The organism is Zoogloea oryzae (genome assembly GCF_030161255.1).
Classification (GTDB): Bacteria; Pseudomonadota; Gammaproteobacteria; order Burkholderiales; family Rhodocyclaceae; genus Zoogloea; species Zoogloea oryzae.
In genome coordinates this window covers 1-15,029 of record NZ_BSPX01000024.1, presented here as the reverse complement: position 1 = coordinate 15,029, position 15,029 = coordinate 1, and the positions used below count along the sequence as shown (strand labels likewise).

The window sequence follows — 15,029 nt, the reverse complement described above, 5'->3', positions numbered from 1 at the left end:
GCTGCCTACTGGCAGAAGGCCAGCCCGGCGACGAGGTTCAGCACGTGGGCCGGGTTGGTCCAGCCCGACCAGGCCGCGGCGATCACCGCGGCGAGGAGCAGGGCGGTGACGATGGGCAGCAGCTTCATGGCGTGGCCACCGCGGGGCGGACGATCTCGCGGTCGTCGATGGGCCAGTGGAGCAGGGCGGCGACGACCCCCAGCCCGATGCTGACCAGCCAGATCAGGCTGTAGGAGCCGGTGGCGTCGAACACGTAGCCGCCCAGCCACACGCCAAAGAAGGCGCCCAGTTGGTGGCCGAAGAACACGAAGCCGAACAGGGTGGTGATGTACTGCACCCCAAAGACTTGCGACACGATGCCGCTGGTCAGCGGTACGGTGCCGAGCCAGATGAAGCCCATCACCGCGCAGAACACGTACAGGCTGGCCGGGCTGATGGGCAGCAGTACGAAGGCGGCCATCGCGGCGGCGCGCAGCAGGTAGATGCCGGCGAGGAGCTGCTTGCGCCGGGCCATGCCGCCCAGCCAGCCGCACACATAGGTGCCGGCCACGTTGGCCAGCGCGATGATCGCCAGCCCGGCCACCGCATGGTTGCCGGTGAGGCCCTTGTCGATGAGGTAGGCCGGCAGGTGCGAGGCGATGAAGGCGAGCTGGAAGCCGCAGGCGAAGAAGCCCGCCACCAGCAGCAGGAAACCCCGGTGGGCGAAGGCCTCGCGCAGGGCGGCGGAGAGGCTCTGGCGGGCGGCGTGGGCGGCGGGCCGATCATGGAGCGGAACGGCGCAGGGGAGCAGCACCGCGCAGGCGATCCCCAGCGCCACCAGCGCGCCGGCCCAGCCGAGCCCTTCGATCAGCCCTTGCGAGGCCGGCACCAGCACGAACTGCCCCAGCCCGCCGATGGCGCCGGTCACGCCCAGCGCCCAGCTGCGCCGCTCGGCCGGCATCAGGCGGCTGATCGCCCCGTACACCACCCCGAAGGCGGTGCCCGACAGGGCCACGCCCACCACCAGCCCGGCCGACAGGGTGAAGGCGGCGGGGCTTCCGGCCTGGGACATCGCCAACAGGCCCGCCGCGTAGCACAGCAGCCCGCCGGCCAGCACCCGGCGCGAGCCGAAGCGGTCGGCGATCATCCCGGTGAAGGGCTGGGCGATGCCCCAGATGAGGTTCTGCAGGGCGATGGCGAAGCCGAAGGCCTCCCGCGACCAGCCTTGGTCGAGGATGATCGGCAGCTGGAAGATGCCCTGGGCGTGCCGCACGCCGAGGCCCATCCCCATGATGAGGCCGCCGGCGACGACGATGAGCCAGGGGTTGGCGAGCCACGCGGGCCCGGGCTTGGGGTGATCGGTCATGGTGCTTGCTCGCATTCCGTTGATGAATCCACAATGGCGCGTGCTTCGCGCCGTGCCTTGATTAAAGCGGGGCGCTGCCTGCGGCTCAAACGAGTTTTTTGATCAACTGGGATGAGGAATCGGAATGTCAGCGCCCCTTGTTCGGCTCCCCTCACTGGATCTCGTCCGCGGTTTTGTGGCGGTGGGGCGGCGGATGAGCATCACCCTCGCGGCCCAGGATCTGTGCCTCACCCAGTCGGCGGTGAGCCGGCAGATCCACGGGCTGGAGGAGGCCCTGGGCATCAAGCTGCTGGTGCGCGGGCACCGTTCCATCGCCTTCACGCCCGAGGGCGAGCGCCTGTTCCGCAGCGCCGATAGCGCGGTGCAGCAGCTGCAGGACGTGGTGGGCGAGCTGAAAGGCCCCACCGGCCGGCGCATGGTGACGATCACCTCGACCATGGGCCTCACCGGGCTGTGGCTGATGCCGCGGCTGGGCAACTTTCTGGCGCGCCACCCGGAGATCGAAGTGCGGGTGTCGGCCAACAGCCGGGCGGTGGACCTGAAGGCCGAGGGCATCGACCTGGCGATCCGCTACGGCGCGCCGGGCGCCATGCCGGAAGGCGCCGAGCTGCTGCTGGAGGAATCCATCGTGCCGGTGGCGCACCCGTCGCTGGGCCTCACCGCGCTGGATTCGCCCGAGGTGCTGGCGGGACAGGTACTGCTGGAGTTCGACGGCCCCTTCCGGCCGTGGCTGCAGTGGAGCGAATGGCTGGCGCGCTTCGGCTGGGAGGGTGTCAAGCCCCGGGGCGTGCTGCGCTTCAACGTGTATGACCAGCTGGTCCACGCGGCGGTGGCCGGCCAGGGCATCGCGCTGGGCCGGCTGCCGCTGGTGTCACCGATGCTGGCCGACGGCCGGCTGGTTCGGCTGGCCATTCCCCGCCCCGGTCCGCACCCCGAGCACGCCTTCTGGCTGCTGCGCGCCGAGGAGGCGATGCGGCCCGAGGTGGCGGCGGTGGTTGAGTGGATTCGGGAAGAAGCGGCGGCGGGGGCGCTGGAGGAGACCCTGTAGGTCGGACTTCAGTCCGACAATCCCTGCCCGATCAACCCGCGATGTCGGACTGAAGTCCGACCTACAGGAGCGTTGATCAGGCGGGTTTGGGGATGGGCTCGCCTGGCGCTTCGGCTCTGAGCGCGACCACCTCGCCCTTCGGCGCAGGCGGCAGGCGGCCGTGGCGGAGCCATTCGAGGGGGATCTTCCACAGGTCGTGCTCGAAGCGGCTGTGGAAGAACGCGAAGTGGCCGATGGCCGTCTGCCCGATGGCGTCCGGGCGCAGGTGCAGGTGGGTGCGCGGGCTGCTGCGGTAGTAGCCGAGCAGGCGCTGGATGGCCGAAGTGGTGCCGAACTCGTCGTCGGACACGCTCACGGCGAGGGTGTCGGCGCGCACGGCGGCGAAGCGGCGGACGAGCTCGTCGCGCTCGGCGTCGGGCAGCACGCGGGCGCCGCCGCTGCGCCAGATGTCCTCGAAGCGGGGATGGCGGGCGGTCCAGTCGTGCACCACGCCCTTGGGCGTGTCCTCCAGCCAGCCCAGCCTGCCGCCGGGAAAGTAGCCGAAGACGGCGGTGAGGGCCGGCATCACCACGTGCCACTTGAAGAGCAGCCCGGCCCGGCGGGCGGGGGCGTAGTCGCGCCAGTAGGCGTACTGGGCGCCCATGCTGAACACCCGCGACACCCGGTGGCTGGATTCGGCCAGCCCGATCAGAAAGCCGCCCACGCTGTGGGCCACCACCTGCACCGGCTGGCCGGGAAACTGCGCGAAGGCGTACTGCAGCGCGGCCTCAAAATCGAGCCGGCCCCAGTCGATCCAGCCGGCCTCGAAGTGGCGCATCCGCGCCGGGCGGGATTCGCCGATGCCCCGGTAGTCGTAGCTCAGCACGTCAAAGCCGTGGCGGTGCAGGAAGGCCGCGAAGCGCGCGTAATAGCGGCAGCGCACCGAGGTGGCGGGGTTGATGATGACCACCGGCCGGCGGGCGTCGGCATCCGGGTGGCGCCAACAGAAGCCGCGCAGCAGGTAGCCGTCGCTGGCGGTGAAGGAGATCGGCTGGGCCGATGGCGTGTTCGGGTCCATGGGGCTGCCCGGGGGCGTTGATTCGATGGAAGAAATGGTAGGGGTTGGCCCCGGTGGCTTCAAACGATTCGTCTGCATGGCTTGCATGCGGCCAAAGAATGCGGCCGGCGGCCTTTGCAAGCCCGGGGCGCGCTTGTAAATTGCGCCCCGTCGATGTGTTCCTGAAGGAGGATGAACATGCATTCCCTGATTGCCGAACTGCAGCGCCTGTTTGGCCGCCCGGGGCAGGATCTGCCCGACCCGCTGCCCGAGACGGGCTTCGCCCTCGATCTGGTGAGCCCGGACGCGCGGGTGTGGACGATGGTGATCGGCATCGCCCCGGCAGCCGGCTGGGCCCCGGTGGCGGCCCTGTGCGAAGGCGTGGTGAATGAACTGGAACTGCCCGCGCCGGCGGTGTCGGTGGCGGGCAGCGCGGGCTTCCGGGTGTGGTTCTCGCTGGCCGACCCGGTGCCGCTGGAGCGGGCCGAGGCCTTCCTCGCCGGCCTGCAGTCGCGTTTCCTGGCCGTCGTGCCGGCGGCGCTGGTGAGCCTGCTGCCGTCGTCGTCGGCGCGGCTGGTGCCCCTCGCCCCGGCCCAGGCGGCGGGCGACGGCCGCTGGACGGCCTTCATCGACCCGGCGATGGGCGGCATGTTCGCCGACGAGACCTGGCTCGACATGGCCCCGAGCCCCGAACGTCAGGCCGATCTGCTGGCCGGCTTCAAGTCGATCGGTGCGGCGGATTTTGGGCGGGCGATGACGGTGCTCGAACCCGGCGGCCCCGTGGTGCCTGCCCCGATCGGCCCGGTGGCTGGGCTGGTGATGGAACCGCCCGCCGTGCCCGGTTCGGCGCCGCACATCGGGTTGGCGGTGGGGAGTGGATTTGTCGATCCGAAGAGTTTTCTGATGGCGGTGATGAATGATCCGGGAGCGAGCGCGGATCATCGGATCGAGGCGGCGAAGGCGTTGCTGCCGTATTTTGAGGGGTGAGGTTTTGTGTGCTGTAGGTCGGACTTCAGTCCGACAAACCGAGGTTTGTGCGGCCGTGATGTCGGACTGAAGTCCGACCTACAGGGTGGCTTCGGTTGGCAGGGGTTGGCCGGGACTCGCCCCCGCCAATCCCTGCCAATCGAAGCCGAAAAAACAAACCCCGGCGCAAGGCCGGGGTCGAGGGGAGCCAAGGCCTCGGCAGGTAGCTGACGGGCCGAAAGGGAATTACCCCAGCTTCTTCTTCAACAACTCATTCACCTGCGCCGGGTTGGCCTTGCCCTTGCTGGCCTTCATGCATTGGCCGACCAGCGCGTTGAAGGCTTTTTCCTTGCCGGCGCGGAATTCCTCGACCGACTTCTGGTTGGCGGCCAGTACTTCGTCGATGATCGCCTCGATGGCGCCGGTGTCGGTGACCTGCTTGAGGCCTTGCGCTTCGATGATCGCGTCGGCGGATTCGCCTTCCTTGTTCCACAGCGCCTCAAACACCTTTTTCGCGATGGCGTTGGAGATGGTGTTGTCGGCGATGCGGGCGACGAGGCCGGCGAGTTGCGTGGCGCTCACCGGGCTGGCGGTGATGTCGAGCTCGGCCTTGTTGAGGCGCGCGGCGAGGTCGCCCATCACCCAGTTGGCGCAGGTCTTGGCGTTGGCGGCGCCGGCGGCGGCGACGGCATCCACGTAGAACTGGGCGGTCTCGCGGCTGGCGGTGAGCGTGGTGGCGTCGTAGGCGGAGAGACCGTATTCGCCCTGGAAGCGGGCCGACAGGGCGGCGGGCAGCTCGGGCATCTCGCCCTTCACGCGGTCGATCCAGTCGGCGCCGATGACCAGCGGCAGCAGGTCGGGATCGGGGAAGTAGCGGTAGTCGTGGGCGTCTTCCTTGCTGCGCATGGCGCGGGTTTCGCCGGTGTCCGGGTCGAACAGCACGGTGGCCTGCTGGACCTTGCCGCCGTCCTCGATGAGGTCGATCTGCCACTGGATCTCGTAGTCGATGGCCTGCTGCAGGAAGCGGAAGCTGTTGAGGTTCTTGATCTCGCGGCGGGTGCCGAACTCGGCCTGGCCGCGGGGGCGCACCGAGACGTTGGCGTCGCAGCGGAAGGAGCCTTCCTGCATGTTGCCGTCACAGATGTCGATCCAGCGCACCAGGGCGTGCAGCGCCTTGGCGTAGGCCACGGCCTCGGCCGACGAGCGCATGTCGGGCTCGGAGACGATCTCGAGGAGCGGCGTGCCGGCGCGGTTGAGGTCGATGCCGGTCATGCCGTGGAAGTCTTCGTGGAGGCTCTTGCCGGCGTCTTCTTCAAGGTGGGCGCGGGTGAGATTGACGCGCTTCTCGTAGTGGCCGCCCTTGCCGTCCGGCACCAGCAGGTCGAGGTGGCCGCCCTGGACGACGGGGAGCTCGAACTGGCTGATCTGGTAGCCCTTGGGGAGATCCGGGTAGAAGTAGTTCTTGCGGGCGAAGATGCTCTTGGGCGACACGGTGGCGCCCACCGCGAGGCCGAAGCGGATCGCCCGCTCGACGGCGCCCTTGTTGAGCACCGGCAGCACGCCGGGCAGGGCGATATCCACCGCGCAGGCCTGCACGTTGGGTTCGGCGCCAAACGCGATGCTGGCGCCGGAGAAGATCTTGGATTGGGTGTTGAGCTGGGAGTGAACTTCCAGCCCGATGACGACTTCCCAGTCGGTTCTGCTCATGGTGGCTCTCTAGATTTGGTGTCGTTCGTTCAGTCGCAGTGGCCGGTGCTCTTGTCGATCAGGAGCGGCCACACGTAGTCGTTGGCGCTGGCCGGGCTGCACAGGTTATGGCAGTTGGCAAAGGCGACGGTGATCTGCTCGCCCTGTTCCCACATGTGGATTCGGCAGTCCCGTGCGCCGGCGAGTTCGACGGAGGGCAGGGCCTGGGTCTGGCGGAACTGGGCGAGGTCGTAGCGGCAGGTGCCGCGCTTGGGCATCGTCACTTCGGCCTTGAAGGCATTGACCTTGGAGTTGACGACGTCGACGGTGGCGCTGCCGAAGTTGCCGGCTTCGTCCTTGAACTTGCATTGGGTGCTCACCGAGAAGGTGCGCAGGGGCATCGGCTTGAGCTTGCCGCTGGCGCCCATGGCGGGTCGCTCGACGATGCCGCCCCCCGCGCCGCCGCTGTCGGCGGGGCGGCCGATGGACGGCAGGTCGAGGGTGCCGCAGCCGGCGAGGGCGGCGAGCACCACGGCGAGAAGCGTGCGCTGGATCAGCTTCATCGCGGGTTTCAGGCCTGCGGTGCCCGGGCGTGCCAGTCGGTGGCTTGCTGGAACTGGTGGGCGACGCCCAGCAGGCGGGCTTCGCCGAAGTAGTTGCCGATCAGCTGCAGGCCTACCGGCAGGCCGCTCTTGCCGAAGCCGGCGGGGTGCGACAGGCCGGGCAGACCGGCGAGGTTGACGGCCACGGTGTAGATGTCGCCGAGGTACATCTGCACCGGATCGTCGGTCTTGGCGCCCAGCGCGTAGGCGGTGGTTGGCGCGGTGGGACCGGCGATCACGTCGCACTGCTGGAAGGCGGCGGCGAAGTCGTTGGCGATCAGGCGGCGCAGCTTTTGCGCCTTGATGTAGTAGGCGTCGTAGTAGCCGTGGGAGAGCACGTAGGTGCCCACCAGGATGCGTCGCTTGACCTCGGCGCCGAAGCCCTGGGCGCGGCTCTTGCAGTACATGTCGTTGAGGTCGGTGTACTCGGCGGCGCGGTGGCCGTAGCGCACGCCGTCGAAGCGGCTGAGGTTGGAGCTGGCTTCGGCCGGGGCGATCACGTAGTAGGCGGGGATCGCCAGGCGGGCGTTGGGCAGGCTCACCTCGACGGTGGTGGCGCCGAGCTTGCGGTATTCGGCGAGGGCGGCATCCACCGCGGCGCGCACGTCGTCGTCCATGCCGTCGGCGAAGAACTCTTTCGGCAGGCCGATGCGCAGGCCGGCGAGGGGCTTGTCCAGGTCACGGCTGTAGTCATCGGCGTCGCGCTCGAGGCTGGTGGAATCCCGCGGATCGTGGCCGGTCATCGCGGAGAGCAGCAGCGCGCAGTCTTCGGCCGTGCGGGCGAAGGCGCCGCCCTGATCCAGCGACGAGGCGTAGGCGATCATGCCGTAGCGCGACACGGTGCCGTAGGTGGGCTTGATGCCGGTGACGCCGCAGAACGAGGCGGGCTGGCGCACCGAGCCGCCGGTGTCGGTGCCGGTGGCGATGGGCACCATGCGGGCCGCGATCGCTGCCGCCGAGCCGCCGGACGAGCCGCCGGGCACGCAGTCGAGGTTCCACGGGTTGCGGGTGGGGCCGGAGTGGGAGTTCTCGTTGGAGGAGCCCATTGCGAACTCGTCCATGTTGGTCTTGCCGACCATCACCGCGCCGGCCTGCTTGAGCAGGGTGACCACGTGGGCGTCGTAGGGCGAGACGAAGTTGGCGAGCATCTTCGAGCCGCAGGTGGTGAGCACGCCTTCGGTGCAGAACACATCCTTGTGGGCCAGCGGAATGCCGGTGAGCGGGCCTGCGCTGCCGGCGGCGATGCGCGCGTCGGCCTCGGCAGCGGCTTGCAGGGCGCTGTCGCGGCAGGTGGTGACGAAGGCGTTGATGCGCCCGTTGCCGGCCTCGATGCGGGCGAGGCTTTCGGTGGCGAGTTCGACGGCGGAGACGCGCTTCGCGCGAAGGGCGGCGGCGATGTCCTTGAGGCTGGAGTCGATCATGGTGCGGGGTGCGAAGTGAGGCGGCAGCCGGGGCTGGTCGCGGGAATCGGGATGGGTGGCGGCTTACTCGATGACCTTGGGCACCAGGTACAGCCCGGCTTCGGTCTGGGGCGCGATGGCCTGGTAGGCGTCGCGGCGGTCGGTCTCGCTGACGGCGTCAGCGCGCAGGCGCTGGGCGAGCTCCTGGGGATGGCTCATGGGCTCGACCCCGTCGGTGTTCACCGCCTGCATTTCCTCGATCAGGCCGAAGATACCGTTGAGTTTGGCCTGGGTGGCGGCAAGATCGCCATCGGCGAGTTCAATGCGGGCGAGCTTGGCGATGTGGCGGACTTCGTCGGCGGAAAGTGTCATGGCAATTTACAAAGTTGCTTAAACGACAAAGGTTTGTAGGTTATCATAAGCGATTCTGTTGCCCCAATTCCCAACCCCTCCAACGGCTTTTTCCGGGATTTTTCTCCGATGTTTGGTTCTCTGCGCTCTTACTTTTCGAACGATCTCGCCATCGACCTTGGCACCGCCAACACCCTGATCTACGTGCGCGGCAAGGGCATCGTTCTCGATGAACCGTCCGTGGTGGCGATTCGCACCGAAGGCGGCCCGAACGCCAAGAAAACCATCCTCGCCGTGGGGATGTCCGCCAAGCAGATGCTGGGCAAGACGCCGGGCAACATCACTGCCATCCGTCCGATGAAGGACGGCGTGATCGCCGACTTCACCGTGACCGAGCAGATGCTCAAGCAGTTCATCAAGAAGGTTCACGACACCCGCCTGTTCTCGCCCAGCCCGCGCATCATCATCTGCGTGCCCTGTGGTTCGACCCAGGTCGAGCGCCGCGCGATCCGCGAATCCGCCCTCGGCGCCGGTGCCAGCAACGTTTACCTGATCGAAGAGCCGATGGCCGCGGCGATCGGTGCCGGCATGCCGGTGGCCGACGCGACCGGCTCGATGGTCGTCGATATCGGCGGCGGCACCACCGAAGTGGGCGTGATCTCCCTGGGCGGCATGGTGTATGCCGGCTCGATCCGCGTCGGCGGCGACAAGTTCGACGAAGCCATCGTCAATTACATCCGCCGCAACTACGGCATGCTGATCGGCGAAACCACCGCCGAATCCATCAAGAAGGAAATCGGCTCGGCCTTCCCGGGTTCCGAGGTCAAGGAGATGGAAGTCAAGGGCCGCAACTTGGCCGAGGGCATCCCGCGCGCCTTCACCATCTCGTCCAACGAGATCCTCGAAGCGCTGACCGAGCCGCTCAACCAGATCGTCTCCGCGGTCAAGATCGCGCTCGAGCAGACCCCGCCCGAGCTGGGCGCCGACATCGCCGAGCGTGGCATGGTGCTCACCGGCGGCGGCGCGCTGCTGCGCGACCTCGATCGTCTGCTGATGGAAGAAACCGGCCTGCCGGTGATCGTTGCCGACGACCCGCTGACCTGCGTGGTGCGCGGCTCGGGCATGGCCCTCGAAAAGATGGACCAGCTCGGCTCCATCTTCACCAGCGAGTAAGACGCGTCGGCTGCGACAGGGCGCCCGCGGTGAACCTCTCGTTCCTCCGCGTGCGTCGCCTGCCCGGGCTTGTCCCGGGCGCAGTCGTTTACCGCGCCACCTGAACATCCCTCGATGGTCGGCCATTCGCCTCCTCCCTTCTTCAAACGCGGGCCTGCGCCGCTGGCCAAGCTCGTGTTCTTCGTGACCGTCTCGCTGGCGCTGCTGGTCTCCGACCTCAACCTGCGCTACCTCGACGCCTTCCGCCAGGGCCTGTCGGTGCTCGCCTATCCCTTGCAGATGGCGGCCGCCACGCCGGCGGATTTCGTGCGCAACGCCTCCAACTACTTCGCCTCCCTGGTGCGCCTGCAGATCGAGAACAAGGAGTTGAAGAGCAAGCAGCTCCAGGGTGCCGAGCGCCTGCTGCGCCTCGACCAGATCGAGCAGGAGAACCGCCACCTGCGCGCCCTGCTGGATGCCCGCGAGCGCCAGCCGGTGAAATCCGTGGTGGCCGAGATCATGTACACGGCCAAGGATCCGTTCTCCCGCAAGGTGATCCTCGACAAGGGCGCCCAGGCGGGCGTCGAGCCGGGTCAGGCGGTGGTGGACGACGTGGGCGTGATCGGCCAGATCACCCGGGTCTTCCCGATGCAGTCCGAACTCACGCTGCTCACCGACAAGGATCAGGCGATCCCGGTGACCATCGTGCGCAGCGGCCTGCGGGCCGTGCTGTTCGGCTCCGGCAATGGCCTGATGGAGCTGCGCTACCTGGCCGCCAATGCCGACGTGCAGCCGGGTGACAAGGTGGTCACCTCGGGGCTCGATGGCGTCTTCCTGGCGGGTCTGCCGGTGGCGACAGTGGCGCGGGTCGAGCGCGATCAGGCCCAGACCTTCGCCCGCATCCCCTGTTTGCCCGCCGCCGGCGTCGAGCAGTTCAGCCACGTGCTGGTGCTGGGTCACCGCGAAAGCCTGCCGCCCCGCCCGCCGGAGCCCGAAGTCATCAACAAGGGCAAGGGCGGCAAGGGTCGCAAGGCCAAGGCCGCGAAGGAGTAAGCCATGCAACCGACCAACCGTTCGAGCCGCATCCTGCTCCCGGTGAAGATGTGGTTTGTGTATCTGACCCTCTTCATCGCGCTGTTCCTCAACTACATCCCCACCGGCCATCTGCCGGCGGTGCCCGACTTTGTGGCCCTGGTGCTGGCCTTCTGGTGCGTGCGCGAGCCGCTCAAGATCGGCATCGGTGCCGGCTTCGTGTTTGGCCTGCTCACCGACATCGGCGTCGGCGCGGCGATGGGGCAGCACGCGTTTTCCTACGTGCTGCTGGCCTATGCGGCCAACGAGCTGTCGCGGCGGGTGCTGTGGTTCACGCCGGTCGAGCAGGCGCTCCACGTGCTGCCGCTGCTGTTCATGTCGCAGGTGGTGATGGTGGTCGTGCGCCTGCTGGCCGGGGCCGAGTTTCCCGGCTGGTGGATGTTCTTCGGCTGCTTCGTGGCCGCCCTGCTGTGGATTCCCCTGCACTACGTCCTGCTGCTGCCCCAGTACCAGCCGGTGGAGCGGGATGAGAATCGGCCGATCTAGTGAGGGCCGGGGCGTGAAGGGCAAGGATTCGCTGATGCCTGCCGCTGGGCGCGCCTGCGTCGTGGTCGTGGGGGCTGCCCGATGACCTCGATCCGCACGCCCGAGCAGGAACTCGGCCGTTTCCGCGCCCGCCTGGCGGTGGCCGGCGCGGTGGCGCTGGTGTGCTTCGGGCTGCTGGCCGCGCGCTTCTTCTACCTGCAGGTGGTGCGCTACGACTACTACTCCACCCGCGCCGAAGACAACCGGATCTCGCTGGTGCCCATCGTGCCCAACCGCGGCCTCATCGTCGACCGCAACGGCACCGTGCTGGCCCGCAACTACTCGGCCTACACGCTCGAAATCACCCCGTCGCGGGTGGCGGATCTGGAGCAGACCATCGAGGCGCTCTCCAAACTCGTCGACATCCAGCCCAAGGACCGCAAGCGCCTCAAGAAGCTGATGGACGAATCCAAGAGCTTCGAGTCGCTGCCGATCCGCAACCGCCTCACCGACGAGGAAGTCGCCCGCTTCATCGCCCAGCGCTACCGCTTCCCGGGCGTCGAGCTCAAGGCGCGGCTGTTCCGCGACTACCCGATGGGCGCCTTCGGCTCGCACATCATCGGCTACATCGGGCGGATCAACGACCGCGATCTCGAACGCATCGAAGAGAACGACGACTCCGCCAACTACCGCGGCACCGACCACATCGGCAAGGCCGGGCTCGAGAAGAGCTACGAGCGCGAGCTCCACGGCCAGACCGGCTACGAGGAGGTCGAGGTGGATTCCGGCGGCCGCGCGGTGCGGGCCCTGCGGCGCACACCGGCCACGCCGGGCAACAATCTGGTGCTCACCGTTGACCTAAAACTGCAGGAAGTCGTCGAGAAGGCCTTTGGCAACCGCCGCGGCGCGCTGGTGGCCATCGAGCCGGGCACCGGCGGCGTGCTGGCGCTGGTGTCGGTGCCGACCTTCGACCCCAACCTGTTCGTGGACGGCATCGCCCCGCAGGACTGGGACGAGCTCAACAACTCGCCCGACCACCCGATGGTGAACCGCGCCCTCAACGGCGCCTACCCGCCGGGCTCCACCTTCAAGCCCTTCATGGCGCTGGCGGCGCTGATGAGCGGCAAGCGCACCCCTGGTCAGGCGATCTCCGATCCGGGCTACTTCGACTTCGGCGGCCACCACTTCCGCGACGACAAGGCGGGCGGCCACGGGGTGGTGGACATGTACAAGTCCATCGTGCATTCCTGCGACACCTACTACTACAAGCTGGCCAACGACATGGGGATCGACCTGATCGCCGCGCAGATGGCCCAGTTTGGCTTTGGCAGCCGCACCGGCATCGACATCGAGGGCGAAAGCTCCGGCGTGCTGCCTTCGCCCGAGTGGAAGAAGCGCCGCTTCAAGAAGCCCGAGCAGCAGAAGTGGTTCGGCGGCGAGACGATCTCCATCGGCATCGGCCAGGGCTACAACGCCTACACCATGCTGCAGCTGGCCCACGCCACGGCCACGGTGGCGGCGGGCGGGGTGATGTTCAAGCCCCACCTGGTCAAGTACATCGAGAGCGCCAAGGACGGCTCGCGCCGGATGATCGAGCCCCAGCCGATCAAGACCATCCCGATCCGCCAGGACCACCTGGACACCATCCGCCGGGCGATGGTCGGGGTGAACCGCGAGGGCACCGGCACCCGCGCCTTCGCCGGTGCGCCCTATCAGGCGGCCGGCAAGACCGGCACGGCCCAGGTGTTCTCCCTGAAGGGCGCAAAGTACAACGCGCGGATCGCCGAGCGTCTGCGCGACCACGCCCTCTTCATCGCCTTCGCCCCGGCCGACAAGCCCACCATCGCCCTGGCGGTGCTGGTGGAAAACGGCGGCTTCGGTGCCGAATCTGCCGCCCCGATCGCCCGTCAGGTGCTCGATTACTACCTCCTCGGCAAGCTGCCGGCCGGCATCGCGCCGGAATACCCGGGCGCCGAGGGAACGACGGGAGACAACGCCGGTGATTGATTCCCGCTTCGACCCCCGCAAGTGGCCGGGCTATCTGATGGCACCCCTCGATGGTGCGCTCCTCACCATCGTGGTGCTCATTCTGGGTTTTGCAACGGTGGTGATGGTCAGCGCCTCACCGGAGCGCCTTGACACCCTGGCGCTCAACGTCGGTGTGGCCTTCGTGGTGATGTGGATCGCCGCCAGCATCCCGCCCCAGCGGATGATGAGCATCGCGCTGCCGCTCTACGTGCTGGGGGTGCTGCTGCTCATCGGGGTGGCGTTGTTCGGCGATGTCTCGAAGGGCGCCCGGCGCTGGCTCAACATCGGTGTGGCGCGCATCCAGCCGTCCGAGCTGATGAAGATCTCCATGCCGCTGATGCTCGCCTGGTATTTCCAGCTGCGGGAGGGTGCGCTGCGGGTACGCGATTTTTTCATCGCCGCCGCCCTGCTGCTGGTGCCAGTGGGGCTGATCGCCAAGCAGCCCGACCTGGGCACCGCGGTGCTGGTGGCGGCTGCGGGCTTCTACGTGCTGTTCTTTGCGGGGCTCACCTGGCGGCTGATCCTGCCGGTGGCTGTCGTGGGCATCGCCGCCATCGCCGCCATCGTGGTGATGGGCGACACCATCTGCCAGCCGGATGTCGAGTGGCCCGGGATGCGCGAATACCAGAAGCACCGGGTGTGCACCCTGCTTGATCCCACCTCCGATCCCCTCGGCAAGGGCTTCCACATCATCCAGTCCACCATCGCCATCGGCTCCGGCGGGGTGCTCGGCAAGGGCTGGGGCCACGGCACCCAGACCCACCTGGACTTCCTGCCCGAGCGACATACCGATTTCATCTTCGCGGTGCTCACCGAGGAATTCGGGCTTGCCGGCGCCGTGATTCTGGTGTTACTCTATATCTGTCTGATTTTTCGCGGTTTGTTTATAGCCGCTGGTGCCCCGACCCTGTTCTCGCGCCTTCTCGCTGGCGCGCTCACGCTGATCTTCTTCACCTACGCGTTTGTGAACATGGGGATGGTGAGCGGAATCCTCCCCGTGGTGGGCGTTCCGTTGCCCTTTGTCAGTTACGGTGGCACTGCACTCGTTACCCTTTGTCTTGGTGTCGGGATGCTCATGAGCATCCAGCGTCACCGGCGTCGGGTAGGTGCCTGAACCCGCGTGCGCCCTGGCGCACGCCCGAACAGGAATACGTGTCATGCCCCCTGTAGCGATCTCCCGTCGCGCCGGCCTGCTGCCGGTGCTTCTTTGTAGCGCCCTCGTGTTGTCCGCTCCCGCCATGGGTGCGCCTGCCGTTGCGTCTGCAAGCTCCACCAGCGATGCCGCGGCCCTCACCGGCCTCAAGCCCGGTGCCCGCTTCCATTTTGCCGACGGCGTGTTCAAGAATGATCGCCTGCCCGTCGACGCCCAGGCCGCCGAGTCCGAAGAAGCCGCTGCGGCGCCTGTCGTCGAGAAAAGCGATTACTCCCTCAAGGGCTCGATCGCGCCGGGCGCCGGCCTGACCCTCGAAAAGGGCGTCGCCAGCTGGTACGGCAAGATGTTCCACGGCCGCAAGACGTCCAGCGGCGACACCTACGACATGTACGCGATGACCGCTGCTCACCCGAGCCTGCCGATCCCCAGCTACGTGCGGGTGACCAACCTGGCCAACGGCCGCTCGGCGGTGGTGCGGGTGAACGATCGCGGCCCCTTCCATCCGGGCCGGATCATCGATCTCTCCTACGCCGCGGCCTACAAGCTGGGCTACGCCGACCAGGGCCATGCCCAGGTCGAGATCGCCCTGGTGCTGCCCGAGGACGTGGCTTTTGTGCAGCCGGGCCGCCCGGTGCCGCCGATCCGCCGCGCGAAGGCGCCGGCCCCCCAGGCGCCGGTGGCGGTCGCCGAGCGTCCGTCCCCCGC

Annotated in this window: 15 protein-coding genes; 8 read left to right on the top strand and 7 right to left on the bottom strand. The window is 67.9% G+C overall.

Annotated features, from left to right (window positions below):
- Nucleotides 1-5 precede the first annotated feature (5 nt).
- Together QQK25_RS09615 and QQK25_RS09610 are read right to left on the bottom strand one after the other, a co-directional pair.
- Nucleotides 6-128 (bottom strand): hypothetical protein, encoded by a 123-nt coding sequence (locus QQK25_RS09615; RefSeq protein ID WP_284187722.1) that lies wholly within the window; start codon nucleotides 126-128, stop codon nucleotides 6-8.
- Entirely contained in the window at nucleotides 125-1,345 is a 1,221-nt protein-coding gene (locus tag QQK25_RS09610; protein WP_284187721.1) for an MFS transporter, read from the bottom strand. The genes QQK25_RS09615 and QQK25_RS09610 overlap by 4 nt, the downstream gene beginning before the upstream one ends.
- A gap of 124 nt (nucleotides 1,346-1,469) precedes the next feature.
- Here QQK25_RS09610 and QQK25_RS09605 point away from each other — a divergent pair, with 124 nt between their 5' ends.
- Entirely contained in the window at nucleotides 1,470-2,393 is a 924-nt protein-coding gene (locus tag QQK25_RS09605; protein ID WP_284187720.1) for a LysR substrate-binding domain-containing protein, read from the top strand.
- 76 nt (nucleotides 2,394-2,469) lie between these two features.
- On the opposite strand, the gene QQK25_RS09600 is transcribed toward QQK25_RS09605, so the two are convergent.
- A complete protein-coding gene (locus tag QQK25_RS09600) occupies nucleotides 2,470-3,450 on the bottom strand; it encodes an alpha/beta hydrolase family protein (RefSeq protein WP_284187719.1) in 981 nt (326 codons plus the stop codon).
- 177 nt (nucleotides 3,451-3,627) lie between these two features.
- Here QQK25_RS09600 and QQK25_RS09595 point away from each other — a divergent pair, with 177 nt between their 5' ends.
- Complete coding sequence (locus tag QQK25_RS09595) at nucleotides 3,628-4,416, top strand: hypothetical protein (protein WP_284187718.1); 789 nt, start codon at nucleotides 3,628-3,630, stop codon at nucleotides 4,414-4,416.
- 225 nt (nucleotides 4,417-4,641) lie between these two features.
- Here QQK25_RS09595 and gatB read toward each other — a convergent pair whose 3' ends face one another.
- The 4 genes from gatB to gatC all read right to left on the bottom strand — a co-directional run bounded on the left by gatB (nucleotide 4,642) and on the right by gatC (nucleotide 8,455).
- On the bottom strand, nucleotides 4,642-6,102 hold the full coding sequence (gene gatB, locus QQK25_RS09590) for an Asp-tRNA(Asn)/Glu-tRNA(Gln) amidotransferase subunit GatB (RefSeq protein ID WP_284187717.1): 1,461 nt from the start codon (nucleotides 6,100-6,102) through the stop codon (nucleotides 4,642-4,644).
- 29 nt (nucleotides 6,103-6,131) lie between these two features.
- Nucleotides 6,132-6,644, bottom strand: a complete 513-nt coding sequence (locus QQK25_RS09585; RefSeq protein WP_284187716.1) for a hypothetical protein — start codon at nucleotides 6,642-6,644, stop codon at nucleotides 6,132-6,134.
- Between the two features lie 8 nt (nucleotides 6,645-6,652).
- The gene (gene gatA / locus QQK25_RS09580; RefSeq protein ID WP_284187715.1) at nucleotides 6,653-8,104 is read right to left on the bottom strand and encodes an Asp-tRNA(Asn)/Glu-tRNA(Gln) amidotransferase subunit GatA; all 1,452 of its coding nucleotides are present in this window, start codon (nucleotides 8,102-8,104) and stop codon (nucleotides 6,653-6,655) included.
- A gap of 63 nt (nucleotides 8,105-8,167) precedes the next feature.
- Nucleotides 8,168-8,455 carry an Asp-tRNA(Asn)/Glu-tRNA(Gln) amidotransferase subunit GatC gene (gene gatC / locus QQK25_RS09575; protein WP_284187714.1) on the bottom strand — a complete coding sequence of 96 codons (288 nt, stop codon included), beginning with the start codon at nucleotides 8,453-8,455 and terminating at the stop codon, nucleotides 8,168-8,170.
- Between the two features lie 108 nt (nucleotides 8,456-8,563).
- Here gatC and QQK25_RS09570 point away from each other — a divergent pair, with 108 nt between their 5' ends.
- The 6 genes from QQK25_RS09570 to QQK25_RS09545 all read left to right on the top strand — a co-directional run.
- The gene (locus QQK25_RS09570) at nucleotides 8,564-9,607 is read left to right on the top strand and encodes a rod shape-determining protein (protein WP_153163646.1); all 1,044 of its coding nucleotides are present in this window, start codon (nucleotides 8,564-8,566) and stop codon (nucleotides 9,605-9,607) included.
- A gap of 114 nt (nucleotides 9,608-9,721) precedes the next feature.
- Nucleotides 9,722-10,639 carry a rod shape-determining protein MreC gene (gene mreC / locus QQK25_RS09565; protein ID WP_284187713.1) on the top strand — a complete coding sequence of 306 codons (918 nt, stop codon included), beginning with the start codon at nucleotides 9,722-9,724 and terminating at the stop codon, nucleotides 10,637-10,639.
- A 3-nt stretch (nucleotides 10,640-10,642) separates the two neighbouring features.
- A complete protein-coding gene (gene mreD / locus QQK25_RS09560; protein ID WP_284187712.1) occupies nucleotides 10,643-11,164 on the top strand; it encodes a rod shape-determining protein MreD in 522 nt (173 codons plus the stop codon).
- 81 nt (nucleotides 11,165-11,245) lie between these two features.
- Nucleotides 11,246-13,150, top strand: a complete 1,905-nt coding sequence (gene mrdA, locus QQK25_RS09555) for a penicillin-binding protein 2 (RefSeq protein ID WP_153163649.1) — start codon at nucleotides 11,246-11,248, stop codon at nucleotides 13,148-13,150.
- A complete protein-coding gene (rodA, locus tag QQK25_RS09550; protein WP_438696433.1) occupies nucleotides 13,143-14,285 on the top strand; it encodes a rod shape-determining protein RodA in 1,143 nt (380 codons plus the stop codon). The genes mrdA and rodA overlap by 8 nt, the downstream gene beginning before the upstream one ends.
- 43 nt (nucleotides 14,286-14,328) lie before the next feature.
- Nucleotides 14,329-15,029 (top strand): septal ring lytic transglycosylase RlpA family protein (locus tag QQK25_RS09545; RefSeq protein WP_284187711.1); only part of this gene is annotated, 701 nt, incomplete at its 3' end.

What these genes read in the sequence shown, in the direction of transcription:
- QQK25_RS09610 (WP_284187721.1), bottom strand. Translation starts at nt 1,345, where the DNA reads ATGACCGATCACCCCAAGCCCGGGCCCGCGTGGCTCGCCAACCCCTGG.
- mrdA (WP_153163649.1), top strand. Translation starts at nt 11,246, where the DNA reads ATGACCTCGATCCGCACGCCCGAGCAGGAACTCGGCCGTTTCCGCGCC.
- QQK25_RS09585 (WP_284187716.1), bottom strand. Translation starts at nt 6,644, where the DNA reads ATGAAGCTGATCCAGCGCACGCTTCTCGCCGTGGTGCTCGCCGCCCTC.
- mreC (WP_284187713.1), top strand. Translation starts at nt 9,722, where the DNA reads ATGGTCGGCCATTCGCCTCCTCCCTTCTTCAAACGCGGGCCTGCGCCG.
- gatA (WP_284187715.1), bottom strand. Translation starts at nt 8,104, where the DNA reads ATGATCGACTCCAGCCTCAAGGACATCGCCGCCGCCCTTCGCGCGAAG.
- mreD (WP_284187712.1), top strand. Translation starts at nt 10,643, where the DNA reads ATGCAACCGACCAACCGTTCGAGCCGCATCCTGCTCCCGGTGAAGATG.
- QQK25_RS09600 (WP_284187719.1), bottom strand. Translation starts at nt 3,450, where the DNA reads ATGGACCCGAACACGCCATCGGCCCAGCCGATCTCCTTCACCGCCAGC.
- QQK25_RS09615 (WP_284187722.1), bottom strand. Translation starts at nt 128, where the DNA reads ATGAAGCTGCTGCCCATCGTCACCGCCCTGCTCCTCGCCGCGGTGATC.
- gatC (WP_284187714.1), bottom strand. Translation starts at nt 8,455, where the DNA reads ATGACACTTTCCGCCGACGAAGTCCGCCACATCGCCAAGCTCGCCCGC.
- gatB (WP_284187717.1), bottom strand. Translation starts at nt 6,102, where the DNA reads ATGAGCAGAACCGACTGGGAAGTCGTCATCGGGCTGGAAGTTCACTCC.
- QQK25_RS09605 (WP_284187720.1), top strand. Translation starts at nt 1,470, where the DNA reads ATGTCAGCGCCCCTTGTTCGGCTCCCCTCACTGGATCTCGTCCGCGGT.
- QQK25_RS09595 (WP_284187718.1), top strand. Translation starts at nt 3,628, where the DNA reads ATGCATTCCCTGATTGCCGAACTGCAGCGCCTGTTTGGCCGCCCGGGG.
- QQK25_RS09570 (WP_153163646.1), top strand. Translation starts at nt 8,564, where the DNA reads ATGTTTGGTTCTCTGCGCTCTTACTTTTCGAACGATCTCGCCATCGAC.